22 protein-coding genes and 4 tRNA genes are annotated in these 20,607 nt (G+C 60.1%); 7 read left to right on the top strand and 19 right to left on the bottom strand.

Going from position 1 to position 20,607, the window contains the following annotated elements:
• Positions 1 to 26: 26 nt before the first annotated feature.
• The 5 genes from ilvB to FNU79_RS12505 all read left to right on the top strand — a co-directional run bounded on the left by ilvB (position 27) and on the right by FNU79_RS12505 (position 6,614).
• A complete protein-coding gene (gene ilvB / locus FNU79_RS12525; protein WP_143721192.1) occupies positions 27 to 1,754 on the top strand; it encodes a biosynthetic-type acetolactate synthase large subunit in 1,728 nt (575 codons plus the stop codon).
• Entirely contained in the window at positions 1,751 to 2,365 is a 615-nt protein-coding gene (gene ilvN, locus FNU79_RS12520; protein ID WP_185974702.1) for an acetolactate synthase small subunit, read from the top strand. Before ilvB ends, ilvN begins: the two co-directional genes overlap by 4 nt.
• A 191-nt stretch (positions 2,366 to 2,556) precedes the next feature.
• Positions 2,557 to 3,567, top strand: a complete 1,011-nt coding sequence (ilvC, locus tag FNU79_RS12515; protein WP_143721160.1) for a ketol-acid reductoisomerase — start codon at positions 2,557 to 2,559, stop codon at positions 3,565 to 3,567.
• 215 nt (positions 3,568 to 3,782) lie between these two features.
• Positions 3,783 to 5,603, top strand: coding sequence for an SWIM zinc finger family protein (locus FNU79_RS12510; protein WP_143721159.1), 1,821 nt, complete (start codon positions 3,783 to 3,785; stop codon positions 5,601 to 5,603).
• A 69-nt stretch (positions 5,604 to 5,672) separates the two neighbouring features.
• Positions 5,673 to 6,614 (top strand): carbohydrate kinase family protein, encoded by a 942-nt coding sequence (locus FNU79_RS12505; RefSeq protein WP_143721158.1) that lies wholly within the window; start codon positions 5,673 to 5,675, stop codon positions 6,612 to 6,614.
• A gap of 239 nt (positions 6,615 to 6,853) precedes the next feature.
• Here FNU79_RS12505 and rplL read toward each other — a convergent pair whose 3' ends face one another.
• The 13 genes from rplL to FNU79_RS12440 all read right to left on the bottom strand — a co-directional run bounded on the left by rplL (position 6,854) and on the right by FNU79_RS12440 (position 13,009).
• The gene (gene rplL / locus FNU79_RS12500) at positions 6,854 to 7,216 is read right to left on the bottom strand and encodes a 50S ribosomal protein L7/L12 (protein WP_143721157.1); all 363 of its coding nucleotides are present in this window, start codon (positions 7,214 to 7,216) and stop codon (positions 6,854 to 6,856) included.
• A gap of 58 nt (positions 7,217 to 7,274) precedes the next feature.
• Positions 7,275 to 7,766, bottom strand: a complete 492-nt coding sequence (gene rplJ / locus FNU79_RS12495) for a 50S ribosomal protein L10 (protein ID WP_143721156.1) — start codon at positions 7,764 to 7,766, stop codon at positions 7,275 to 7,277.
• 206 nt (positions 7,767 to 7,972) lie between these two features.
• The gene (gene rplA / locus FNU79_RS12490) at positions 7,973 to 8,671 is read right to left on the bottom strand and encodes a 50S ribosomal protein L1 (protein ID WP_124867446.1); all 699 of its coding nucleotides are present in this window, start codon (positions 8,669 to 8,671) and stop codon (positions 7,973 to 7,975) included.
• Complete coding sequence (gene rplK / locus FNU79_RS12485; RefSeq protein ID WP_124867448.1) at positions 8,664 to 9,098, bottom strand: 50S ribosomal protein L11; 435 nt, start codon at positions 9,096 to 9,098, stop codon at positions 8,664 to 8,666. Before rplK ends, rplA begins: the two co-directional genes overlap by 8 nt.
• A 128-nt stretch (positions 9,099 to 9,226) precedes the next feature.
• Positions 9,227 to 9,799, bottom strand: a complete 573-nt coding sequence (gene nusG / locus FNU79_RS12480; RefSeq protein ID WP_143721155.1) for a transcription termination/antitermination protein NusG — start codon at positions 9,797 to 9,799, stop codon at positions 9,227 to 9,229.
• Positions 9,796 to 9,975 (bottom strand): preprotein translocase subunit SecE, encoded by a 180-nt coding sequence (secE, locus tag FNU79_RS12475; protein ID WP_124867452.1) that lies wholly within the window; start codon positions 9,973 to 9,975, stop codon positions 9,796 to 9,798. The genes nusG and secE overlap by 4 nt, the downstream gene beginning before the upstream one ends.
• Positions 9,976 to 10,047: 72 nt before the next feature.
• The gene (gene rpmG / locus FNU79_RS12470) at positions 10,048 to 10,215 is read right to left on the bottom strand and encodes a 50S ribosomal protein L33 (RefSeq protein ID WP_143721154.1); all 168 of its coding nucleotides are present in this window, start codon (positions 10,213 to 10,215) and stop codon (positions 10,048 to 10,050) included.
• 440 nt (positions 10,216 to 10,655) lie between these two features.
• Positions 10,656 to 11,192, bottom strand: a complete 537-nt coding sequence (locus tag FNU79_RS12465; RefSeq protein WP_143721153.1) for a DinB family protein — start codon at positions 11,190 to 11,192, stop codon at positions 10,656 to 10,658.
• Positions 11,193 to 11,265: 73 nt separating this feature from the next.
• A complete protein-coding gene (gene tuf, locus FNU79_RS12460) occupies positions 11,266 to 12,483 on the bottom strand; it encodes an elongation factor Tu (RefSeq protein WP_143721152.1) in 1,218 nt (405 codons plus the stop codon).
• Between the two features lie 112 nt (positions 12,484 to 12,595).
• Positions 12,596 to 12,670, bottom strand: a tRNA-Thr gene (locus FNU79_RS12455).
• Between the two features lie 45 nt (positions 12,671 to 12,715).
• A tRNA-Gly gene (locus FNU79_RS12450) sits at positions 12,716 to 12,788 on the bottom strand.
• A gap of 3 nt (positions 12,789 to 12,791) precedes the next feature.
• Positions 12,792 to 12,877 (bottom strand) — tRNA-Tyr (locus FNU79_RS12445).
• A gap of 56 nt (positions 12,878 to 12,933) precedes the next feature.
• A tRNA-Thr gene (locus FNU79_RS12440) sits at positions 12,934 to 13,009 on the bottom strand.
• A 511-nt stretch (positions 13,010 to 13,520) separates the two neighbouring features.
• On the opposite strand from FNU79_RS12440, the gene FNU79_RS12435 reads away from it, so the two are divergent.
• The gene (locus FNU79_RS12435; RefSeq protein WP_143721151.1) at positions 13,521 to 15,464 is read left to right on the top strand and encodes an ABC transporter ATP-binding protein; all 1,944 of its coding nucleotides are present in this window, start codon (positions 13,521 to 13,523) and stop codon (positions 15,462 to 15,464) included.
• A complete protein-coding gene (locus tag FNU79_RS12430; protein ID WP_143721150.1) occupies positions 15,461 to 17,347 on the top strand; it encodes an ABC transporter ATP-binding protein in 1,887 nt (628 codons plus the stop codon). Before FNU79_RS12435 ends, FNU79_RS12430 begins: the two co-directional genes overlap by 4 nt.
• A gap of 70 nt (positions 17,348 to 17,417) precedes the next feature.
• Here FNU79_RS12430 and FNU79_RS12425 read toward each other — a convergent pair whose 3' ends face one another.
• The 6 genes from FNU79_RS12425 to FNU79_RS12400 all read right to left on the bottom strand — a co-directional run bounded on the left by FNU79_RS12425 (position 17,418) and on the right by FNU79_RS12400 (position 20,489).
• Entirely contained in the window at positions 17,418 to 17,756 is a 339-nt protein-coding gene (locus tag FNU79_RS12425) for a roadblock/LC7 domain-containing protein (protein WP_143721149.1), read from the bottom strand.
• Positions 17,746 to 18,093: a roadblock/LC7 domain-containing protein gene (locus FNU79_RS12420; RefSeq protein ID WP_143721148.1), complete on the bottom strand. Its 348-nt coding sequence runs from the start codon at positions 18,091 to 18,093 to the stop codon at positions 17,746 to 17,748. The genes FNU79_RS12425 and FNU79_RS12420 overlap by 11 nt, the downstream gene beginning before the upstream one ends.
• Positions 18,090 to 18,437: a roadblock/LC7 domain-containing protein gene (locus FNU79_RS12415; RefSeq protein WP_124867466.1), complete on the bottom strand. Its 348-nt coding sequence runs from the start codon at positions 18,435 to 18,437 to the stop codon at positions 18,090 to 18,092. Before FNU79_RS12415 ends, FNU79_RS12420 begins: the two co-directional genes overlap by 4 nt.
• Before the next feature lie 101 nt (positions 18,438 to 18,538).
• Positions 18,539 to 19,135 (bottom strand): recombination mediator RecR, encoded by a 597-nt coding sequence (gene recR / locus FNU79_RS12410; RefSeq protein WP_143721147.1) that lies wholly within the window; start codon positions 19,133 to 19,135, stop codon positions 18,539 to 18,541.
• A gap of 28 nt (positions 19,136 to 19,163) precedes the next feature.
• Positions 19,164 to 19,460, bottom strand: a complete 297-nt coding sequence (locus FNU79_RS12405; RefSeq protein ID WP_124867470.1) for a YbaB/EbfC family nucleoid-associated protein — start codon at positions 19,458 to 19,460, stop codon at positions 19,164 to 19,166.
• A 204-nt stretch (positions 19,461 to 19,664) separates the two neighbouring features.
• Positions 19,665 to 20,489: a glycine-rich domain-containing protein gene (locus tag FNU79_RS12400; RefSeq protein ID WP_143721146.1), complete on the bottom strand. Its 825-nt coding sequence runs from the start codon at positions 20,487 to 20,489 to the stop codon at positions 19,665 to 19,667.
• Positions 20,490 to 20,607: the final 118 nt, after the last annotated feature.

Genomic DNA, 20,607 nt, shown 5'->3' with positions numbered 1-20,607 from the left:
AGCAAGAACATCAGGAGATGCAGGACATGACCGGAGCCAAGGCGCTGTGGGCCACCCTCGCCGCGCACGGCATCAGCACGGTGTTCGGTTATCCGGGCGGCGCGATCATGCCGGTCTACGACGCCCTGACCTACTATCCCGAAGTGCGCCATGTGCTGGCCCGCCACGAGCAAGGCGCGATTCACGCCGCCGAAGGCTGGGCCAAGGCCACCGGCGAAATCGGCGTGTGCATCGCCACTTCTGGCCCCGGCGCGACCAACTTGGTTACCGGACTCGCCGACGCCATGATGGACAATGTGCCGCTCCTAGCCATTACCGGCAATGTGGCGCGGCACCTGATGGGCACCGACGCTTTTCAGGAAGCCGATATCACCGGCATCACTTTGCCGATCACCAAGCACAACTACGTGGTGACTGATCCCAACGAACTGCCCGCCATCGTGGCCGAAGCGATTCGGATCGCCCGCTCGGGTCGGCCCGGCCCGGTGCTGGTGGATATTCCCAAAGACGTGCAACTCGCGGCGTTCACTGGCAAACTGGTCAAACCGCAGGCCGCCCCCGAAGCCATCAGCCCGCGCCCAGAAGCGATCCACGCGGCCTGCGAACTGCTCAAGACGGCCAAAAAGCCTGTTTTGATGGTCGGTGGCGGCTCGCAGGGCGCGTCCAAAGAAATCACCGAGTTTGCCCGGGCATGGCAAATTCCCACCATCACCACGCTGATGGGCCTCGGGGCGTTTCCGGCGTCCGATCCGCTGTGGTTGGGCATGCCCGGCATGCACGGCAGCGTCGCCGCCAACCACGCCATCTCGCAGGCAGACGTGCTGATCGGCTTCGGGCTGCGCTTCGACGACCGCGTGACGGGCCGCGTCAAAGACTTTGCGCCGAACGCCCAGATCATTCACGTTGACCTCGACGCCGCCGAAATCGGCAAAATCGTGCGTGCCCACTTGCCGGTCAAGTCGGACGCCAAGCAGGCCGCCGTTGCCCTGACCGATGGCGCAGTGCCGTTTGAAGTGCCGGAGTGGCAAGCCCAAATCGACGAATGGAAAATGCGTGGCGAACACCCGACCACCTGGGGCGCGGCTCAGGCGGTGCGGCAAGTAGTGGCCAGACTGCGTCCCGACGACATCCTGACCACCGACGTGGGCCAACACCAGATGCTGGCCGCTCAGCTGGCCCGTTTTGAAAAGCCGCGCCGCTGGCTGACTTCCGGCGGCCTGGGGACGATGGGCTTCGGCTTTCCGGCGGCGCTCGGCGCGGCGATGGCCGAACCCGGCGTGCAGAGCATCGTGATTGCTGGCGACGGCGGCTTTCAAATGACGTCCCAAGAACTTGCCACCCTCACCAAATACGACATCCGCAACTGCAAAATCTGCATCATCAACAATTCTTACTTGGGGATGGTGCGCCAGTGGCAGGAGCTGTTTCACGAAAAGCGCTACAGCGAAGTCTATCTGGGCGACTCCAACCCTGATTTCCTCAAATTGGCCGACGCTTACAACATTAAAGGTTGGCGGGCCGACAACAGCGCCGACTTGGAGACGGCCATCGACGCTTGGCTCTCGCACGACGGCTCGGGCCTGCTGGAAGTGGTGGTGCCCAACGAACACGGCGTTTTCCCGATGGTTCCGGCGGGCGCGGCGCTCTACGAGATGATCGAAAACGAGCCGGTCAAAGTGCCGGACTTGGGTGACAAAATGAATGTGATGGCCAGCGCAGCAAACACCGAAATCAGCACGGAGGCCAGCCAATGACTTCACCGCTTCAGCCCGTTTCCGACCACCTCGTCTCGGCGCTGGTGCGCGACGAACCCCGCGTCCTGACCCGCATCACGTCTCTCTTTGGGCGGCGCGGCTACAACATCAAAAGCCTGTCAGTGGGCGCGACCGAAATGCCCGGCGTCTCGCGGATGACCTTTGTGGTCAGCGGAGACAGGGGCGTGGTCGAGCAAGCCATGAAGCAACTCGACAAGCTCCATGACGTAGTCAAAATCATTGACCACAGCTTGGAAAAATATGTTGACCGCGAGTTGGTGCTGGTTAAAGTGCGGGTGGAAAACACTGAGCGCCGCATTGAAATTCGCCAGATGGCCGAGGATTTCCGCGCCCGGATCGTGGACGCCGGACACCACGCCCTGACCTTCGAAGTGACCGGCGACGAAGGCAAAATCACCGCTTTTATCGAACAGATGCGGACGTTCGGCATTCTGGAAACCATGCGCACGGGCCGGATCGCCCTGACGCGCGGCAGTAACGCCGACATTCCCAGCCACATCTATCACGACGGCGAGACGGAAACGCTCCAGCCGGTGCTGCAGAGTGCGCCGCGTGAGGGTAAGGCGCGGGAAGTCAACAACATGTTTTGAGTGGGCTTGCGGTTAGGGCAGAAAACAAGTCGACTGACGCTGCCCCTCCTCAGCTCTCCCCTAGAACACCCCGCTCCCTTTCACTTTCTAAGCCCTATAGTTCTTACTATTGCTTTTCCGCCCGCCGCTGCCCGCTGGCTTTGTCCGCAGCAGAACAGCGCTGAGCCACCAGAACCCATAAGGAGATTTACATGGCCGCAAAAATGTACTACGACAAAGACGTTTCACTGACCCCCATCGAAGACAAATTGATCGCCATCATCGGTTACGGCTCACAGGCCCACGCCCACGCTCAGAACCTGCGTGACAGCGGCCTTAACGTGGTCGTCGGTCTGCGCGACGGTAGCAGCAGCAAGGCCAAAGCCGAGCAAGCCGGTCTGCGCGTTGCCAGCATCGAGGACGCGGTGAAGGAAGCCGACGTGGTCATGCTGCTGATTCCCGACGAGAACCAGCCCAAAACCTACGCCGAGAGCATCGAACCCAACCTGAGTGCAGGCAAGGCGCTGGCTTTCGGGCACGGCTTCAACATCCACTTTGGCCGGATCAAGCCTCCCGCCGATGTGGACGTTTTTCTGGTCGCTCCCAAAGGCCCCGGTCACATGCTGCGCCGCGTCTACGCTGATGGCGCGGGGATGCCCAGCATTTTCGCCGTGGAGCAAAATGCCAGTGGTAACGCCCGCGAGATTGCGCTGGCCTACGCACGCGGCATCGGCGGCACCCGTGCAGGCGTCCTTGAAACCACCTTCAAGGAAGAAACCGAGACTGACCTCTTCGGCGAGCAAAGCGTGTTGTGCGGCGGTGTGACCCACCTAATCCAAGCTGGCTTTGAAACCCTCGTGGAAGCGGGCTATCAACCCGAAATCGCCTACTTTGAAACCCTGCACGAAGTCAAACTGATCGTCGATTTGATCTATGAGAAGGGCTTTGAAGGCATGCGCCACTCCATCAGCAACACCGCCGAGTTCGGCGATTATGTGACTGGGCCACGCATCATCACGGCGGACACCAAAGCCACCATGAAAGATGTGCTGACCGATATTCAAAGCGGCAAGTTCGCCGAGAAGTTCATTGCCGATGCCGAATCGGGCTTTCCGTACATGAACGAGCAACGCGGCAAAATGCGAACCCACACGTTGGAAGTGGTCGGCAAGGAACTACGAGATCAGATGCCGTTCATTACCAAAAAAGAATTGGAAGTCTAATTCAGTTTAAGAAAAGCGGCCTGCCTTCTGAGTTGGAGGTGGGCCGCTTGCTGTTACCTGCAAAGTCTAACCGTGATCAATAAGGATGAAAGAACCAGCAAAAGTAAAAATTAGGTGCATTCGTGTAGCGTAGCGTTGGAAACATCAAGCACGAGCAGAGATCTGCACGGCGTCAAGTTCTCCCTCCCACCCAAACAGCGCTAAACTCATGGTCAATGCCTGCCGCTGCTCCCCAGTTGCCCCCTTTGAATGCCGCCGCCGTCCAAACTTGGTCCGGGGTCGGTGAAGTCAAAAAAGGCCGCTCATATGTGCGCCACTTGGACGACTTGACCGCTGAGCCGCTAGAGACCGGCTGGCAACTCAGCGGCACGGCTTACGGCACCGAGACTTATCAAGTGAGCGCTGTGCTGTGCGGCGGCAAAGTCACCAAAGCCGACTGCTCGTGTCCGGTGGGCCGGAGGGGCGGGTGTAAACATGTGGCGGCGCTCCTGACCCGCTTCAGCGAATCCAAGGCAGATTTTCAGCAACTTCGCGCTTTAGCTGTGGTGCTGAAGCCGCTCAGCGCCGAGCAACTCAGGGGCGTCATCGGGCAGCTTTTGCGGGCCGCGCCCGAACTGCGCTTCCTCTTGGAACAGATGACTGGCCCTGCCGCGCCGATCACAGCCCAGCCTCTTTCAGTCGCGGCGCTCTTTATGCAGCTCAAGAGAGAGGCTTCGCGGCAGCGTGGAGATTATTACAACGACGGCCTGGACACCTCGGATCTGGACAGTGTGCTGGACGAAGCCGACGTGTTGTGGGAAGACCAACCCGAGCAGGCGCTGGCAATATATCTGGAAATGATGGAGCAGATTGACGCGGCCATGTGCGGCTGGGCTGAGCCATACGGTGAGCCGTTTGGAGATGCTTTGGGCGGCTCGCTGGAAGGCATTTTGAGCTTGGTCAGCGAACAGAAGTTACCTGAGGCGGCCCGCCACCAAGCTGTTGACTTCGTGTTGAAATTGAGAAGTCTTTGGCCTTTGGCTCACAGTGACGAGTTGGCTGACTTCGCCGCTGAATTGCTCCCAGCCGAATATAAGACGCTGGTTTCACGCCTTCAACGGGTACACGATAAGTCCCCGCCTTCCGGATATGACCAAGGGCTGTATGCCAAAGCGCTCCTGCATCTCATTCCGGCAGCGCAGCAAACGCCTGCTCAGCGCGAGGCCTTATTGATTTCCAAAGGTGACGATGCCCAAGTTGCCGAGTATTTTTTAGCGAGCGCATCCAACGAAATCCAACGCCGAAAACTGATTGACTATTTTAACCGAACCAAGCCGCATGCACCGTTGGAGCCGCTGTTCAGCTTGTTTGAGCACCACGCCGCCGAAGACATCTTGGAGCAGATTTTGACCTTTCGCCTGAATCAGCCGCGCATGGCTGGCCGACTGACGCCCGAACACCACTGGTTGCTGAGCCGCTACGCCGCCACCCAGCGCCGCGAAAAAGCGTTCGAACTGGCCTTTGACGGTCTGCTTGAAAGTGCTGCGCTGCAGTGGGAACGCTTGGCGCAGTCGGTGAGCTTAGATTGGGCCAAAGACTGGCAAAAAGCGCTCAAAGCCTTTGAGCAGCGTCCCAACTTGAGGGGCTTGGGCAACGCCCAGCTGTTAAGACTCCTGCTCGAAGGCGATCACGATCTCAGCGAAGCGGAAGAGTACGACCGCCTTCATCAGGGCCGTTACGCCGAATTTGTGGTTTTGTCTCATCTGCCGGGTGTGGGAATCGGCACCTTGACCAGTCGAGTGCGTGAAGACCTCGCGCAGCGTCTCGGTGAAGTGCCGCAGTACCGAGCCAGAGCGGCTGAAATCCGGCTACAACTCGCCGCCGAGCTGATTGCCAAGCGTGGGCGTGACCAGTACGAGCAGGCTGCCGAGCAACTCCAGTTCTTGCCTGAACTGCTGGGTAAAGCCCAAGCCAAAGCACGCATCACCGACCTGGCACTGGCCAATAAGAATCTGCGGAGCCTGCAAGAAGAACTGCAAAAAGCCAAGTTGCTCTAAGACGCCGCGCAGTGGGGGGCAACCCAAAAGCGCCTGCCGAACGCCTGCAAGATGGTACTCTAATCTCCAATGACCCGCCCCGACTTTTCCACCTACGCCGGTTTGTCCGATCACTCTTTGCCCCTCATCGTCAGCGCGGGAGAAGCCCTCACCGACCTCGTGACTGCTGGCGGCAACCAGTGGACGGCCCACCCCGGCGGCGCAGCGTGGAATGTGGCCCGTGCCTGCGCCCGTCTCGGTATGCCGAGCGCGTTTGCGGGCGCAGTCGGGCAAGACAACTTCGGTGACGATTTGGTACGGGCCTCGCTGGAAGCAGGTCTTGATCCGCGTTTCTTGCAGCGGCTTCCGGCGGCCACGCTGATGGCAGTGGTGTATTCGGCCAACCCACCGGCTTACCGCTTTTTGGGTGAAAACAGCGCCGACTTGATGTTTGACCCGACCCACCTGCCGGACGGCTGGCTGGGATCGGCCCGCTGGCTGCACGTCGGCGGCATCAGCTTGGTGCGCTGGCCGCTGGCCGACACGCTGCTGGGCCTGATCGAAAATGCGCGGGCGGCGGGCACCAAAATCAGCTTCGATCCCAATGCCCGCATCGTTCACCGCAACCCGGCCTACTTGCCGGTGTTTGAAGCGGTGGTCAAGCGCTCTGACTTGCTCAAGTTCAGCGATGAAGATTTGGCTTTTTTCTTTGCCGGCCAATCTGAAGACGACGCCCTGCGCTACTTGCGGGGCCTCAATCCCCGCGCTCCAATCATCGTGACCCGTGGAGCGCTGGGCGCGAGTTTGTACCACTCGTCGGGCCGCGTCGATCTGCCGACGGTGCTGGTCACGGTGGCCGATACGGTGGGCGCGGGTGACGCGCTGTGTGCCGGCATTTTGGTCAGCGCCACCGAACAGCCTGGTTCCCTCTGGACAGATCACCTCCAGATGGGCCTCAAGGCAGCGGCGGTGGCCTGCTCGCACGCAGGCGCGTATGCTCCCACCCGCGAAGATTTGAACGCGCTGCACTGAGTTGCTAGCTACTCAGGCCCAGAATCTGTTTGGAAAATAATGGGAGACTGGTCGTTGATAAGTACTGGGATGACGTTTGCAGTTCATCCCATCCCAATCTATGCGCTCAAGGGGAAACGCTGCGGTGTGTTGCTGCGGCCCGTGGTTGGAGAATCTGGAAACGAGTAAAAGCTTGAAACCGTGAACCACAAAAAACCCCCAACCTTTCGGCTGAGGGCTGCACTCCCGGTTAAGGGGCCTTACTTCAGTTCGACTTTAGCGCCAGCGGCTTCGAGCTGGGCCTTGAGCTTCTCGGCTTCTTCTTTGTTGATGCCTTCTTTGAGTGCTCCGCCCTTCTCGCTGAGGTCTTTGGCTTCTTTGAGGCCCAGACCCGTGATGGCGCGGATTTCTTTAATGACGTTGATCTTGCTGGCACCAGCGTCGATCAGCACCACGTCGAATTCGGTTTTCTCTTCGACGGCAGCCGCGCCAGCAGCGGGGCCGGCGACAGCCACAGCAGCGGTCACATTGAACTTCTCTTTGATGGCGTCAATCAGGTCGGCCAGTTCGAGGAGGGTGATGTTGGACAGATCGTCGAGGAATTGCTCTTTGTTGAAAGCCATGGTAGGACTCCTTTAAATTGAGGGTAAAACTTGATGAGAGGGAAGAGGAAAGCGCAGTTTAAGCGGCAGCTTCTTCGAGCTGCGCTTTGTAGGCTTCCAAGATGCCCACGAAGTTGCTTTGATGTGCGCCCAGCACGCCAACCAGCTCGGAGTAGAGCTGATCTTTAGTACCCAGCGAGGCGATACGGGCGACCACGCTGATGTCAACGCGCTTGCCTTCAAGGAAGCCCGCCTTCATGGTCGGGATGCCTTTGTCGTTGGCTTTGGCCGCGTCGCTCAGCGCTTTGGCCACACCAGCGGCGTCGTCTTGGGCCACCACGATAGCGCTCGGCCCTTTGAGGGCGTCGCTGAAATCGGTTTCACCCAGCGCCAGGTTGATCAGGGAGTTTTTGGCGACAATAATGCGCCCACCCTTTTCCACCACTTGCTTGCGGAGTGCGCCCAACTGCCCAGCGCTGAGGCCCTGATAGTCGACGACGAAAAACGTTTCGACGCCTTCTAAGGAAGCCTTCAGCGAGGCCAGAATGTTTTGGTTGCGTTGGTTCGGCATAGTTGCGAACCTCCTTATCTGGTCATACAACTCGAATGAAATCGGAAAACAAGGATGTCCGGTGCCCAGAGGCGTTCCAGACAACTCGGCGGGTGGATTTAAATCTTTTAACCGTGAGGTCAAAACCCTGGCAAAGATACCCGCTGTCTAAGGTGCCGCGAACATTGAGAGGTGCCTGAATGCACCGGGGTGCTGAAGATTGGGTATTACTGCGCTTGGGTGCTCAGCGTCAGGGGAATGCTCGGCCCCATGGTGCTGGTCAGGAAAGCGCTGCGCAAGTAGACGCCTTTGGCGCTGGCGGGCTTAGCTCCTTCGAGGGCGCTGATCAGCGCTTGGTAGTTCTCGCTGATATTGCCGCCTTCAAAGCTGACCTTGCCGATTGGCGCGTGGATCACGCCGGTCTTGTCATTGCGGAACTCGATGCGCCCGGCCTTGAGGCTCTTGACCATGCCGGCCACGTCGGTGCCGACGGTGCCGCTCTTGGGGTTGGGCAGCAGGCCGCGCGGCCCCAGCAAACGGGCCAGCTTCTGACCGACTTGGGCCATCATGTCGGGGGTTGCCACAACCGAGTCGAAGTCCATGAAGCCGCCCGCGATGCGCTCGATCAGCTCTTCGCTGCCGACCACGTCCGCACCTGCAGCTTCGGCGGCGGCCACGTTCTCACCCTTGGCGATCACGGCCACGCGCACATTACGGCCGGTGCCGTGCGGCAGCGCCACCGTGCCGCGCACGTTTTGGTCACTCTTGCGCGGGTCAATGCCGAGGCGGAAGTGAACTTCCACGGTTTCATCGAACTTGGCGGTGGCCAGTTCTTTGACGAGTTCAGCGGCTTCGCTGATGGTGTACTGCTTGTTGCGGTCGACTTTACCGATGAGCGCTGTGTAGCGCTTTCCGTGCTTAGGCATTGGGGCCTCCCTCGATGGTCACGCCCATGCTGCGTGCTGTGCCTGCGACCGTGTTGGCGGCGGCTTCGACGCTGCCCGCGTTGAGGTCGGGCATTTTGGTTTTGGCGATTTCCAAGACCTGGTTCCAGTCGAGCTTGCCGACTTTGGCTTTGTTGGGCGTGGCGCTGCCCTTGCTCAGTCCGGCAGCTTTACGAATCAGGTAGCTCATTGGCGGGGTCTTGGTGATAAAGGTAAAGCTGCGATCGGCGAAAATGGTGATTTCCACGGGGATGATCGCGTCACCCTTGTCGGCCGTCAGCGCGTTGAACTCTTTGGTAAACTGCATGATGTTCGCGCCGTACTGACCCAGCGCGGGGCCGACGGGCGGGGCCGGGGTGGCCTTGCCTGCCGGAAGCTGCAACTTCACGATGCCGGTGATCTTCTTCATTTCTTCTCCTTAGCTCCCCCTGGTGCTGCTCTGAGGGGTGCTGGCGCTAAGTTCTGCCGGGGGAGGGGATTTGGCAGCAACTTTTTTATTTTACGGATTTTGAGGCGGCTTGGCTAGTGCTGAGCGGCTTATCTGCTGATCTGCGAGAAGTCGAGCTCAACCGGCGTTTCGCGCCCGAAGATGCTGACCAGCACTTTGACCTTGGCCTGCGGCATGTTGACTTCGCTGACCACGCCGCTGAAATCGGCAAACGGGCCAGCCGTGACGCGCACCATGTCGCCCGCCTTGAAATCGGCCTTGATGCGCGGCGTAGGCGCTTCCTCGGTTTGCTGGGTCAGGCCCACCGAAACCAGTAAGCGCTGCACTTCTTCTTGCGAGAGCGGCACCGGATAAGTGGTGGTGCCGACAAAACCGGTGACGCCGGGGGTGTTGCGTACCGTCTCCCAGCTCTCGCCGAGTTCGCCGGGCGAGTCGTCGTCTTCAATATCCATTTGGACGAAAACGTAACCGGGAAACAGCAAGCGCTCGACGGTTTCTTTCTTACCGCCTTCGCGCAGCTCGACGGCCTTTTCGCTGGGCTGCAACACCTGAAAAATCTTGGTACCCTGCATCCCTAACTTACGGGCGCGTTCCATCAGCGTTCTCTCGACCCGTTCTTCTTGGCCGATATAGGTGTGAACGGCGTACCACTCGATGCTCATGGCAACACCAATTTGATCAGGATGCCGAAGACCTTATCGAGGGCGAAGACGATCAAGGTCAGGCCGATCACGAAGATCAGCACCGCTTGAGTGCCTTCGAATACCGCTTCACGGCTCGGCCAAGTCACCCGCGAGAGTTCGCCCTGGGCGTCTTTGAAATACTGCACGATGTTCATGACCTCACCTCAAAGAATGGCGGAAAAAGGAGCTGTCCTTGCGTGACTCACCATCAGGTGGGCCAGCCGAGATCAGACCTTTTTCTCCTTGAAGGGAACATGCTTTTTGACGACTGGATCGTACTTCTTGAGTTCCAGTTTGGCCTGCGTGTTGCGGCGGTTTTTGGTGGTGGTGTAGTAAAAGCCCGTTCCAGCGGTGCTTTCCATCTTGATAATCATGCGCGGTCCGTCTTTGGCCATGCTCGTTCTCCTTGTCGTCCGGAGGTCGTGCGCCGCTCTTGCCAATCAGCATGCTGCTTATCGGTGTTGGGCGGGCCAACCTTGCGAACTCCCAGTGTCCGACCCAAAATCACAGCGGCGGCGTACTGGTGAAAGCCTGCTCGTAGGGCAGACAACGTTCACGAGTATACGGTGCTGGGGGCGCGGCTGTCTAGCCTCGGCCACCTTCTAGGCTGGGCAAGCCCGTTGGAAAGTCTCCGACGCTCAGTCGATTTTTCGCGTGCTGATAAGCGCGGGGGGCTCCCGTCGCTTTTCAAATCAAAGATTTGGCATGCGCCGAGCAAATTAGGAAAAGCTCTGCCAGGTCGTCCCATTCGCGCTCATTTGGATGAACTGTGCGGGCCTCAAGCCTTTGCAAATGTGGCCTGATCGCGCTGAAGCTATTTGGTCAAGCTGGAAGTTTAGCTTACGGTTTCCTCTGGGCGCACTAGCCCCGGCCAAGTGCCCGCGTAGCTGATATTCAGGCCCAACGCTTCCAAATAGAGATAGCGCAGCTGGGCCAGCTGGCGCAGGTGCAAGAGATCGTGGGCTTGCCACGACGCTATCAAGTCGGCGGCGCTGAGGCTGCCGTGCCTCACGGCCCAGTCCGGTTCCGGCCAGGCTTGGAGCTGGCGCAGCGAGGCTTGCCGCTCCTCCAAAAATCGCTCGATGGAACTTTCCAAGCTGCGTGCGTTGTAGCGCCGCTGCCGCGCCCAGCCTTGCGGATCAATTTTGGGCCAGGCTTCCTGCGGCGCTTTGATAAGCAGAGTGAACCGGGTGCGGAAATCGGCACTTTCCTCGTCGGCAAGGTGATTGATGATTTCGAGTGCCGACCAGCTTTCCGGCTGAGGTCGCCAGCGGGCTTCGGCTTCGGTGAGGCCGCTGGCCAGTAGGGCGACGGCGTTGCCGCTGCGCTCAAGCGATTGCGGCCAGTCGGCCAGAGAAGGGACATTCGGCATCTGTGAGAATTATAACGAAACAAGCGGGGGCAAGCATACTGGCTTGCCCCCGCTTGAGGAACGTTGTGCTGGCTTACTCCACGATCTTGGTGACGACGCCCGCGCCGACGGTGCGGCCACCTTCGCGGATGGCGAAGCGCAGGCCCTCTTCCATGGCAATCGGCTTGATCAGATCGACGATAAAGGTCACGTTATCGCCGGGCATTACCATTTCCACGCCCTCGGACAGTTCCACCACGCCCGTCACGTCGGTCGTGCGGAAGTAGAACTGAGGACGGTAGCCGCCGAAGAATGCACTGTGGCGTCCGCCTTCGTCTTTCGAGAGCACGTAAACGCTGGCTTCAAACTTGGTGTGCGGCTTGATCGAACCGGGCTTGGCCAACACCTGGCCGCGTTCCACGTCGTCACGGGCCACGCCGCGCAAAAGCACGCCGACGTTGTCGCCCGCCATACCGGAATCGAGGAGCTTGCGGTGCATTTCGATGCCGGTGACAGTGGTCTTGCGCAGATCGCGCAGGCCGATGATCTCGACGTCGTCCTGAACCTTGACAATGCCGCGCTCGACACGGCCGGTGGCGACCGTGCCGCGTCCAGTGATGGTGAACACGTCTTCGACCGGCATCAAGAAGGCTTTGTCGGTGTCGCGCTCAGGGGTGGGGATGTAGCTGTCCACGGCGTCGAGGAGTTCCCAGACATTGTCGACCCACTTGTCGGTGCCGCGTGCCATTTTGGGCGTGGCGGTCAGGACTTCTAGCGCGCGCAGAGCGCTACCCTTGACGACGGGAAGATCATCGCCGGGGAAATCATAACGGCCCAACAACTCGCGGACTTCCATCTCGACGAGTTCCAAAAGTTCCTCGTCGTCGACCATATCGACCTTGTTCATGAAGACGACAATGTGGGGCACGCCGACTTGTTTGGCGAGCAGGATGTGCTCGCGGGTCTGGGGCATCGGGCCGTCAGCGCTCGACACGACCAAGATCGCGCCGTCCATCTGGGCTGCGCCGGTGATCATGTTTTTGACATAATCGGCGTGACCGGGGCAATCCACGTGGCTGTAGTGACGCGCAGCAGTGGAGTACTCGACGTGGGCGGTGTTGATGGTGATGCCACGGGCCTTTTCTTCGGGGGCCTTGTCGATCTGGTCATAGCGCATGGTCTCGATGCTGGCGTCGATTGAGGCGGCTGTGTAGGTGATGGCGGCGGTGAGGGTGGTTTTGCCGTGATCGACGTGACCAATCGTGCCGATGTTGACGTGGGGCTTGTTGCGCTCGAACGTTCCTTTTGCCATGGTGGTTCCTCCGGTAAAGCAGAAACTTAAACCGCGCTGCTCGAAATAAAGTCATGGAAATTCGGCCCGCGCTAAGCTCTTTCGAGTAAAGGTGCGGGCCAAACATTCTTACTGGAGCTCTTGATCAGGATTGAACTGATGACCTCTCCCTTACCAAGGGAGTGCTCTACCACTGAGCTACAAGAGCAGGGGGCTGAAAGCACTGCTTGAAACTAAAACTCAAAAAAGGAAAAGCGGGAAACGAGACTCGAACTCGCGACATTCAGCTTGGGAAGCTGACGCTCTACCAACTGAGCTACTCCCGCAGATGGTGGGCAGGGGCGGATTTGAACCGCCGTACACTTACGTGAACAGATTTACAGTCTGTCGCCTTTAACCACTCGGCCACCTACCCAAACTTTTCGCTTTGCCGGGGAGCGGCTCGGCGACTGCTGCATGGAGACTTGTACATGGAGCCACCCATCGGAATCGAACCGACAACCTTCCGATTACAAGTCGGGTGCTCTACCAGTTGAGCTAGGGTGGCACCTCTCCTGCTCAGAGGGGTGATTCTCTGCCTGAGCGCGGTTGCTTGAGCGGCTTTTGGCCGTCTTACTTCCGGTTGGAGATAGTAGCACCCGCCTTTGGAAAGTGTCAAGTCAATCAATTCTGCCGGGTGTGAGGTTGGAGGTGGCACGAGGGAAAAGCTGAGCTCAACCGCCTGCCGTGCGGGCAAATTTTGCGGCCCAAGAGTTTACTTTTAGTCGCTCACAAAGGGCCGTGATCCCGGCTGCTTAGGAGCGGATTAGCTCAGGGCTCGGACCTCCGACTTCTCAGGCTGTTGGGTGGGCAGCGGAGGTGAGGCAGCACAGCCCGAATGGACTGTTCCCTTCTGGAGAGCTTTACCATTGCCTCAACTGCGCCAAATGGCTTATTTACCCGGCGGCAGAGCGGCGTAGACTATACCGTTTGGCCCGGGCTGCTTAGCCTGAGCTGCTGGCGTCCGCCGCGTGTTTCGCGCCGTTTTCTTCCGCTCCCAGATTTGCCTGAGGTCACTTTTGAATACCCTGTCCACCCTTTGGCCGTACCTGAAGCTGCACCAACGTCAATTCTTCCTCGGCACGCTGGCCGTTTTCGGCGCGGGAACGGCCGTCACGTTGCCGGCTTATTTTACCCGCCTCATCATTGACGGCCTGACCGGAGCCGCCGACACCAATCCGGCCACGGCTGGCATCACGGCGGGGCAGGTGGCGCTCTACGCGCTGGGCGCGGTGCTGTCGGTGGTCGTGTCCGGCGGGCTGATGGTGCTGGTGCGGCGGCTGATCGTGTATGCCAGCCGCCAGATCGAATACGAGGTGCGCCGCGATCTGTTCGCCCACCTCTCCGGCCTCGACAAACACTACTTTGACCGCGCCCGTACTGGCGACTTGATGAACCGTTTGACCGGCGACCTCTCGGCGGTGCGCGAAATGATCGGCTTTGGCAGTTGGCAACTTTCCAGCGTGGTTGCCAGCTTCGTGGTCAGTTTCTTTTGGTTTTTCAGCTTGTCGTGGCGGCTGACCCTGGCTGTGCTGGTGGTATTTCCAGTCATTATCGGGGTTTTGTTTATGCTGGCCCGGCTCATCAGCGCCCGCTACGTGGCGGTGCAGGAGCAAAACAGCGTCATCTCGGCCAAAGCGCAGGAAAACTTTTCGGGTGCGAGAGTCGTGAAAGGCTACGCCATCGAAGACCGCGAGATCACCGAATACAAAAGCCTCAACAGCGAACTGATTAAGCGGGCGCTGCGTCTGACCACCGTGGAAGGGCCGCTGCAAGCCTCCATGAGCCTCCTGATGGGGCTGGCCTACGTGATCGTGCTGATTTACGGCGGCCGGATGATCCTGGGGTTGGTGCCGGGCAGCCCGTTGACGCTGGGGCAATTTACCCAATTTGCCTTGGTGCTCGACCGCCTGGCCTGGCCCATGCTCAGCATCGGGATGATCACCAACATGCTTCAGCGCGGCTCGGCGTCGTGGGGCCGCCTCCAAGACATCTTCAATGCCCAGCCGTTCATCAGAGACGACGGGCGCACCGATTCCAGTATCAAGTCCGTTCTGGGCGAGATCGAGTTTGACCACGTCAGCCTCAACTTTGACGGTCAGCAGGTGCTTAGAGACGTGTCGCTGAAGATTCCGGCAGGTCAAACTTTGGGTATCACCGGCCCCACCGGCAGCGGCAAAACCGTGCTGGGCAATTTGGTGACGCGCCTCGTAGACGTGAGCAGCGGGACGGTGCGGGTAGACGGCGTGGACGTGCGGCGCATTCCGCTTAGAGTGCTGCGCGAAAACGTGGCCGTCGTACCTCAGGAGCCGTTCTTGTTTTCCGATACGATCGCTTCCAACGTGGCTTTCGGCCTCGACAACGCCAACTACGCGCCGATCCCGACCCGCATCAGCGTGCTGAAATCGAAAGCTCCACCGCCCGATGACCGCCAGCCCGACATGAACCGTGTCCGTGCGGCGGCGGAGATCGCCGGACTGGCCAGCGAAATCGAGCGGTTCCCGCAGGGCTACGACACCACGCTGGGTGAGCGCGGCGTGACCCTGTCGGGTGGCCAGCGCCAGCGCACCGCTCTGGCCCGCGCGGTGGCCCGTGAGCCGCGCATTCTGGTGCTCGACGACGCCATGAGCGCGGTGGATACCGAAACCGAAAGCCGGATTCTCAGTGGGCTGCGCCAAGTTCAGCAGGGCCGCACCGTGCTGCTGATCGGCCACCGCGTCAGCACCCTGCGCCACGCCGATCACATCATCGTGATGGAGCGCGGCCAGATCGTGGAGCAGGGCAGCCACGAGGACTTGCTGGCCCTCGGCGGTCACTATGCCGAATTAGACCGCCAGCAGCGCCTAGAGGGCGATTTGAAAAGTGAAGACGAAGGCAAACTGGCTAGAGACGCCCTGACTGAAGCCGCTTCCCAGATCAAACCCAGCGGTGAACCGCTCAGCACTGAAAAGGTGAAGGCATGACCCAACCCGACGAGGCCTTTCTCAAGGAGTTCGACGCGAATCTCACCCGCCGGATTCTGAACTACCTGCGCCCCTACACCAAATTGGCCGTGATTGCGCTGATCACCACCTTCGTGTTTTCGGTGGCCGCGCCGCTTTACGGGCTGATTCAGCGCTACGCCATCGACCACGCGCTGGGGCCGAGGGTGCTGACGGCAGGCAGCGATCTGGCCACCCGGCAAGCGCTTTTTCAAGTGCTGCTGAACGCGGCGCTGCTCTTTCTCGGTTTGCGCGTGCTGGACTTTTTGATGCGCTACGCCGCCACCTACGTCATCAACTATCTGGGTCAGAAGGTGCTGTATGACATCCGCAGCGACATCTTCACCAAGTTGCAGCGCCTCCCGCTGGCTTTCTTCGACGCCAACCCGGTAGGCCGCTTGATTACCCGCGTTACCAGCGATGTGGACGCCATTAACCAGTTCATTACGGCGGGCCTGGTCAGCTTGATTACCAGCAGCTTTCTCATTATCGCCTACGTGGTGATTATGCTCAGCGTGTCGTGGCCGCTGGCGATCATCAGCTTTTTGGTGCTGCCGATCTTGTTTTACGCCTCGGCTTATTTCCGCACCAAAATCCGCTACGCCTTTAGAGACACCCGCATTCAGCAGGCCATCGTCAACACCAAGCTCAACGAAAACATCACCGGAATGCTAACAGTGCAGTTGTTTGGCCGTGAGAACCACAACTCACAGGACTTTGACCGCTCGAACCGCCGCCTGCTGCGGGCAACCATCAATTCAGTCAGTTGGTTTTCGCTGTTTCAGCCGACCGTGGCGCTGCTCGGCGCAGTGGCGAGCTCGCTGGTGTTGTGGTTCGCCGGGCGCAGCATTCTCCTGAGTGCGGGCGTGGGCAATCCCGACGCGGTGCTGGCGGCCTCCGGCATCACGCTGGGCACGCTGGTGGCGTTCAACGGCTTCGTGGGTCAGCTCTTTCAGCCGATTCAGGATCTGGCCGACGTGATGAACAACCTGCAAGCGGCCATGGCCAGCGCCGAGCGCATCTTCGGCGTACTGGACGAAGACGTGACCATTCAGGACAAGCCGGACGCCAAGACCTTGACCCACTTTGAAGGCCGGGTCGATCTCAATAAAGTTTGGTTCGCTTACGACCCCGAAGTGACGGCGGATACCCCCGATGACGATCCCCGCTGGACACTGCGCGGCATCGACCTGCACATTCGGGCTGGCGAGAGCGTGGCGCTGGTGGGCGCGACGGGCGCGGGCAAGACCAGCATCACTTCTCTGGTCAGCCGCTTTTACGACGTGCAGCGCGGCTCTGTGGACGTGGACGGCGTGAACGTCAAAGACCTGGCCCAGTACGATCTGCGCCGTCACATCGGCGTGGTGTTGCAAGACGTGTTTTTGTTCGCCGGAACGATGGAAACCAATTTGACGCTGAGCAACCCCGACATTCCCCACGAGCGGGTCATTCAGGCCTGCAAATATGTGGGCGTCCACGAATTCATCATGGAACTGCCGGAAGGCTACAACACCGAAGTCCGCGAGCGCGGCGCGACCCTCAGCACCGGCCAGAAGCAGCTCTTGGCCTTCGCCCGCGCTCTGATCCAGAACCCTGACATTCTTTTGGTGCTGGATGAAGCCACGGCCAGCGTGGACACCGAAACCGAGATGCGGATTCAGGACGCGCTGGCCAAGGTGATGCACGGGCGCACCAGCGTCATCATCGCCCACCGCCTCAGTACCATCGAGCACTGCGACCGAATCGTGGTGATGCGGCGCGGGCAAGTGGTGGAGGAGGGCAGCCACAGCGAACTGCTGGCGCAAAACGGCTACTACGCCCGCTTGCACCGCCTTCAGTACGCGCCCGCAGACGCGGCGGACTGAGCTACAACCTCACCTCATGTCAAGAAGCGGCGGCCCAGTAACTCACGGGCCGCCGCTTTTCACTTGGAGTTCAGAGTCTGCTGATCTCCCGCTTGACCGCGAACCGGACGCGCCCCAAGTTGCCGACTTCATCAAAGCCAACCAGCAGCAGATTGTCGCTTTGGGGGGTCAGCAGCACTGGGCCGTCAGCGAAGTCCATCATCAAGTCTTTGAGCGGCTGATCGCCCACGGTGGCGCTGAGGCTCTGGGCCACCGCCTGCGCGGCCCTGACGAAACTGGCGTCGGGCGGCTGGGTCCCGGCGCTCCCCAGTGGATTGCTGTCTGGGCCGACGAGGGCCGCGTAGCGCACGCCACGGGTGCTGAGAATGCGCCCGAGGGCTTCATCCAACTGAAGCGGATCAACGGGCATTGCTGGCTCCGGGGAGCGGTAAGCTCAGCGCCAACTTGGCCAGTGCTTGCTGGGCGGGGCGGGTGTCAATGCCCCGCGTCATGGCAACGGCGGCGAGGTAGGGCCCCGCCGTGACCACCACGATCTCCAGTGTCTCGGCGGTGATCGCCAGCCGCGACATTTTTCCGAGTCCGCTGGAGCGTGAGGCCCGTTCAAAAGTCGCTCTGAGGGCGGTGAGTTCGGCGGCGAGCAGTTCGGTGTAGTGGCCGTAGCTCTCCAAGCTCAGCCCGTCACTGCTGCTCAGCACCGCGCCCTCCACTCCCGGCAAATCAATGACTTCGCGCAGGTGGGCGCTCATAAGTACGTCTCCAGTTGCCTGAGGGTTTGTTGGCCGTAAATGCGGGCCTGGCCCAAATTGCCGTGGCCGTCGAGGATCAACATCAAGAAAAAGTCTTGCAGCGGCAAAAGATAAGCGCTCAGGGTTTCGCCGCGCACGAACCACTCGCTTGGCGTGCCCCCTGAGAGGGTGAGTTCGTAGGATTGTTTGGCGGCTCGCAGCAGTCCGGCATGTTCGGCGACCAGCAGAGTGAGGTCTACATCGGCTTCAGTGTGGCCGTCCACCAGCAGACCGTCCATGCCGCCGAGAGCCGCAGCCCAAGCGCCGTCTACATCCATGACCAATTGTTTAAGGGCGTCCAGCATCGTGCCTCATCATACTCGCTCACGTCTCACCTTGGTGTCACCAAATCGAGCACGAAGATGAAAAAACCGCCATTTGCAGGCGGGCAGGGCTTGGCTGCTGATTATTTGCTGACCCGCTGACGGCCACTCAGCGCCCGTCCCAGCGTGACTTCGTCGGCGTATTCGAGCGCTCCCCCCACCGGCAGGCCGTAAGCGATGCGCGAGACCACGACGCCCAGCGGCTCAATCAGGCGCTGCACATACATGGCGGTGGCTTCGCCCTCCACGGTGGTGCCGGTGGCCAAAATCACTTCGATGCCGCTCTGGAGTCTGGGCAGCAGCGGCCTGAGTTGCAGCTTATCGGGGCCGACGCCGTTCATGGGACTTAGAACGCCGTGCAGCACGTGATAAAGGCCGGTGTACTCGCCGCTTTTTTCAATGGCGATCACGTCGCCGGGCTCTTCTACCACGCAGATCAGGTTTTGCATCCTGGTCGGGTCGGCGCAAACATCGCACAGTTCTGCGTCGGTGATGTTAAAGCAGACCGGACAGGTGTGCAGTTCGCGCTTGGCGTCGAGGAGCGATCCGGCGAGGCGCTCGATGTCTTCACGCGGCTGCTCGAACAGGTAAAAGGCGAGGCGCTGGGCACTTTTGGGGCCGATGCCCGGCAAGCGCGAGAGTTCGCGGATCAGCGCCACCAAACTGGGAGGATATTTCACGGCGTTCTCGCCTGCACACGGGGGCTTTTCAGAACATTCCGCCCGGCAATCCCAGCGCTTGGGTGGCGCTGCGCTGCAACTCGTCGGCTTTGCCCGCCGCTTCCTGAATCGCCACCAGAATCAAGTCTTCCAAGGCCTCCACGTCGCTGGGGTCAACCGCTTCGGGCTTGATTTTGAGGCTCTGAATTTTGCCGTGTCCGTTGGCCGTTACCGTCACGAGGCCGCTGGCGCTGCCCTCTACTGTTTGCGCGGCCAATTCTTCTTGAATTTTGCTGGCGGCGCTTTGGGCTTGTTGCATTTGTTTCATCAGCTTTCGCATGTCCATGTGGGTTCTCCTTGAAGTGCTCGAGATTGCTTCCCAGTTTACCCCGCCGCCCGCCGGGGTACGGCGCTGCCGTTCACTGTTTGGAGCATTTGTCCGAATGGATACCCGAGCAAAAAGCACGCTCAGCCATCCATCCTCCCAAAGGCTCTCTTTATTCCACTCCCGTTGGTCGGTCAAAAAAGAAGCTCTTTTTTGACAAATGTTCTAGCTGCTGCACCCGCCCCCACAGCCGGAACCGCAACTGCCGCCTCCATCGCTGCTGCCACCAGCATCGCCGCCGCTGTCGCAATTGCCCGAATCACCGCTGTTGTCACCGCAAGACGAATCTCCAGTGCTGTTGTTGCTAGAGCCCAAATCTCCCAGCAAGCCGAAGAAGCCGCTGCCGCCGTTGCCATCACCACCGCTCCCACCCCGCCGCTTGCGGGGGCTGGAAAGCTGGGCCGCCACAACGACGCCCAGCAGCGCCAAGCCCGCCACCGCCCAAATGCCGAACTGATAGAGCGCCAACCCGCCCAGCAGCCACACTGCCGCCAGCAGCAGCCAGCGGGAGAGACGGCGCTTGATAGGGCGCGGAGTGGGTGAAAGTGAAATGGGCAAACGCGGATTCGGCCAAATCTGCGCATCGGGCTGGCCAAACTCGGCATGGTAAAGCTCCAGCGTGCCGAGGTACTGCTGAGCGAAGTGGGCGCTCTCGGTTGTCGAGCCGCCCGACGGGTCGTGGTGCAGCGGCGCAGGCAGCAGCGGGATCAGTCGCAACCAGTAATCGCGGGTGTGGGTCAGGTGTTCGTGCCACGCGGCGTCTACCGCTTTGCTGGGCGTCACGCTTTGGCCGCATGTGGCCGCCAGCACCAGAAACCGGCGGTACTCGCGCAGCACTTCCAGCGTAAACGGCAGCGTCCAGCTATGCTCGTGAGCCAGCCGCTCCGCAAATCCGCTGGGAAACTCGTAGCTGAGTAGGTTGCCTTTGAGGGTGTGGGCGCTAGGAATGCTGTGAATCTGATCTTGGGTTGGAAGGCTGAACGCGGTCATGGTGGGCCTCCAGTGGTGGTGAGAAGGAAGGGAGAAGTTCCTTGCTGGTGATCTTCCGCCCGGCGTTTCAGCCGTTGGTCAGCCCAAGATAAAGGCCGTGCTGGCTTTTGTCAGAGCA

It is taken from the genome of Deinococcus detaillensis, from assembly GCF_007280555.1.
GTDB lineage: Bacteria > Deinococcota > Deinococci > Deinococcales > Deinococcaceae > Deinococcus > Deinococcus detaillensis.
The sequence above is the reverse complement of the archived record's forward strand: the minus strand, read 5'-3'. Positions and strand labels throughout refer to the sequence as shown.

Coding starts and splice junctions, on each gene's coding strand:
- ilvB (WP_143721192.1), top strand. CDS start 27: ATGACCGGAGCCAAGGCGCTGTGGGCCACCCTCGCCGCGCACGGCATC.
- ilvN (WP_185974702.1), top strand. CDS start 1,751: ATGACTTCACCGCTTCAGCCCGTTTCCGACCACCTCGTCTCGGCGCTG.
- ilvC (WP_143721160.1), top strand. CDS start 2,557: ATGGCCGCAAAAATGTACTACGACAAAGACGTTTCACTGACCCCCATC.
- FNU79_RS12510 (WP_143721159.1), top strand. CDS start 3,783: ATGCCTGCCGCTGCTCCCCAGTTGCCCCCTTTGAATGCCGCCGCCGTC.
- FNU79_RS12505 (WP_143721158.1), top strand. CDS start 5,673: ATGACCCGCCCCGACTTTTCCACCTACGCCGGTTTGTCCGATCACTCT.
- rplL (WP_143721157.1), bottom strand. CDS start 7,216: ATGGCTTTCAACAAAGAGCAATTCCTCGACGATCTGTCCAACATCACC.
- rplJ (WP_143721156.1), bottom strand. CDS start 7,766: ATGCCGAACCAACGCAACCAAAACATTCTGGCCTCGCTGAAGGCTTCC.
- rplA (WP_124867446.1), bottom strand. CDS start 8,671: ATGCCTAAGCACGGAAAGCGCTACACAGCGCTCATCGGTAAAGTCGAC.
- rplK (WP_124867448.1), bottom strand. CDS start 9,098: ATGAAGAAGATCACCGGCATCGTGAAGTTGCAGCTTCCGGCAGGCAAG.
- nusG (WP_143721155.1), bottom strand. CDS start 9,799: ATGAGCATCGAGTGGTACGCCGTTCACACCTATATCGGCCAAGAAGAA.
- secE (WP_124867452.1), bottom strand. CDS start 9,975: ATGAACATCGTGCAGTATTTCAAAGACGCCCAGGGCGAACTCTCGCGG.
- rpmG (WP_143721154.1), bottom strand. CDS start 10,215: ATGGCCAAAGACGGACCGCGCATGATTATCAAGATGGAAAGCACCGCT.
- FNU79_RS12465 (WP_143721153.1), bottom strand. CDS start 11,192: ATGCCGAATGTCCCTTCTCTGGCCGACTGGCCGCAATCGCTTGAGCGC.
- tuf (WP_143721152.1), bottom strand. CDS start 12,483: ATGGCAAAAGGAACGTTCGAGCGCAACAAGCCCCACGTCAACATCGGC.
- FNU79_RS12430 (WP_143721150.1), top strand. CDS start 15,461: ATGACCCAACCCGACGAGGCCTTTCTCAAGGAGTTCGACGCGAATCTC.
- FNU79_RS12425 (WP_143721149.1), bottom strand. CDS start 17,756: ATGCCCGTTGATCCGCTTCAGTTGGATGAAGCCCTCGGGCGCATTCTC.
- FNU79_RS12420 (WP_143721148.1), bottom strand. CDS start 18,093: ATGAGCGCCCACCTGCGCGAAGTCATTGATTTGCCGGGAGTGGAGGGC.
- FNU79_RS12415 (WP_124867466.1), bottom strand. CDS start 18,437: ATGCTGGACGCCCTTAAACAATTGGTCATGGATGTAGACGGCGCTTGG.
- FNU79_RS12405 (WP_124867470.1), bottom strand. CDS start 19,460: ATGGACATGCGAAAGCTGATGAAACAAATGCAACAAGCCCAAAGCGCC.
- FNU79_RS12400 (WP_143721146.1), bottom strand. CDS start 20,489: ATGACCGCGTTCAGCCTTCCAACCCAAGATCAGATTCACAGCATTCCT.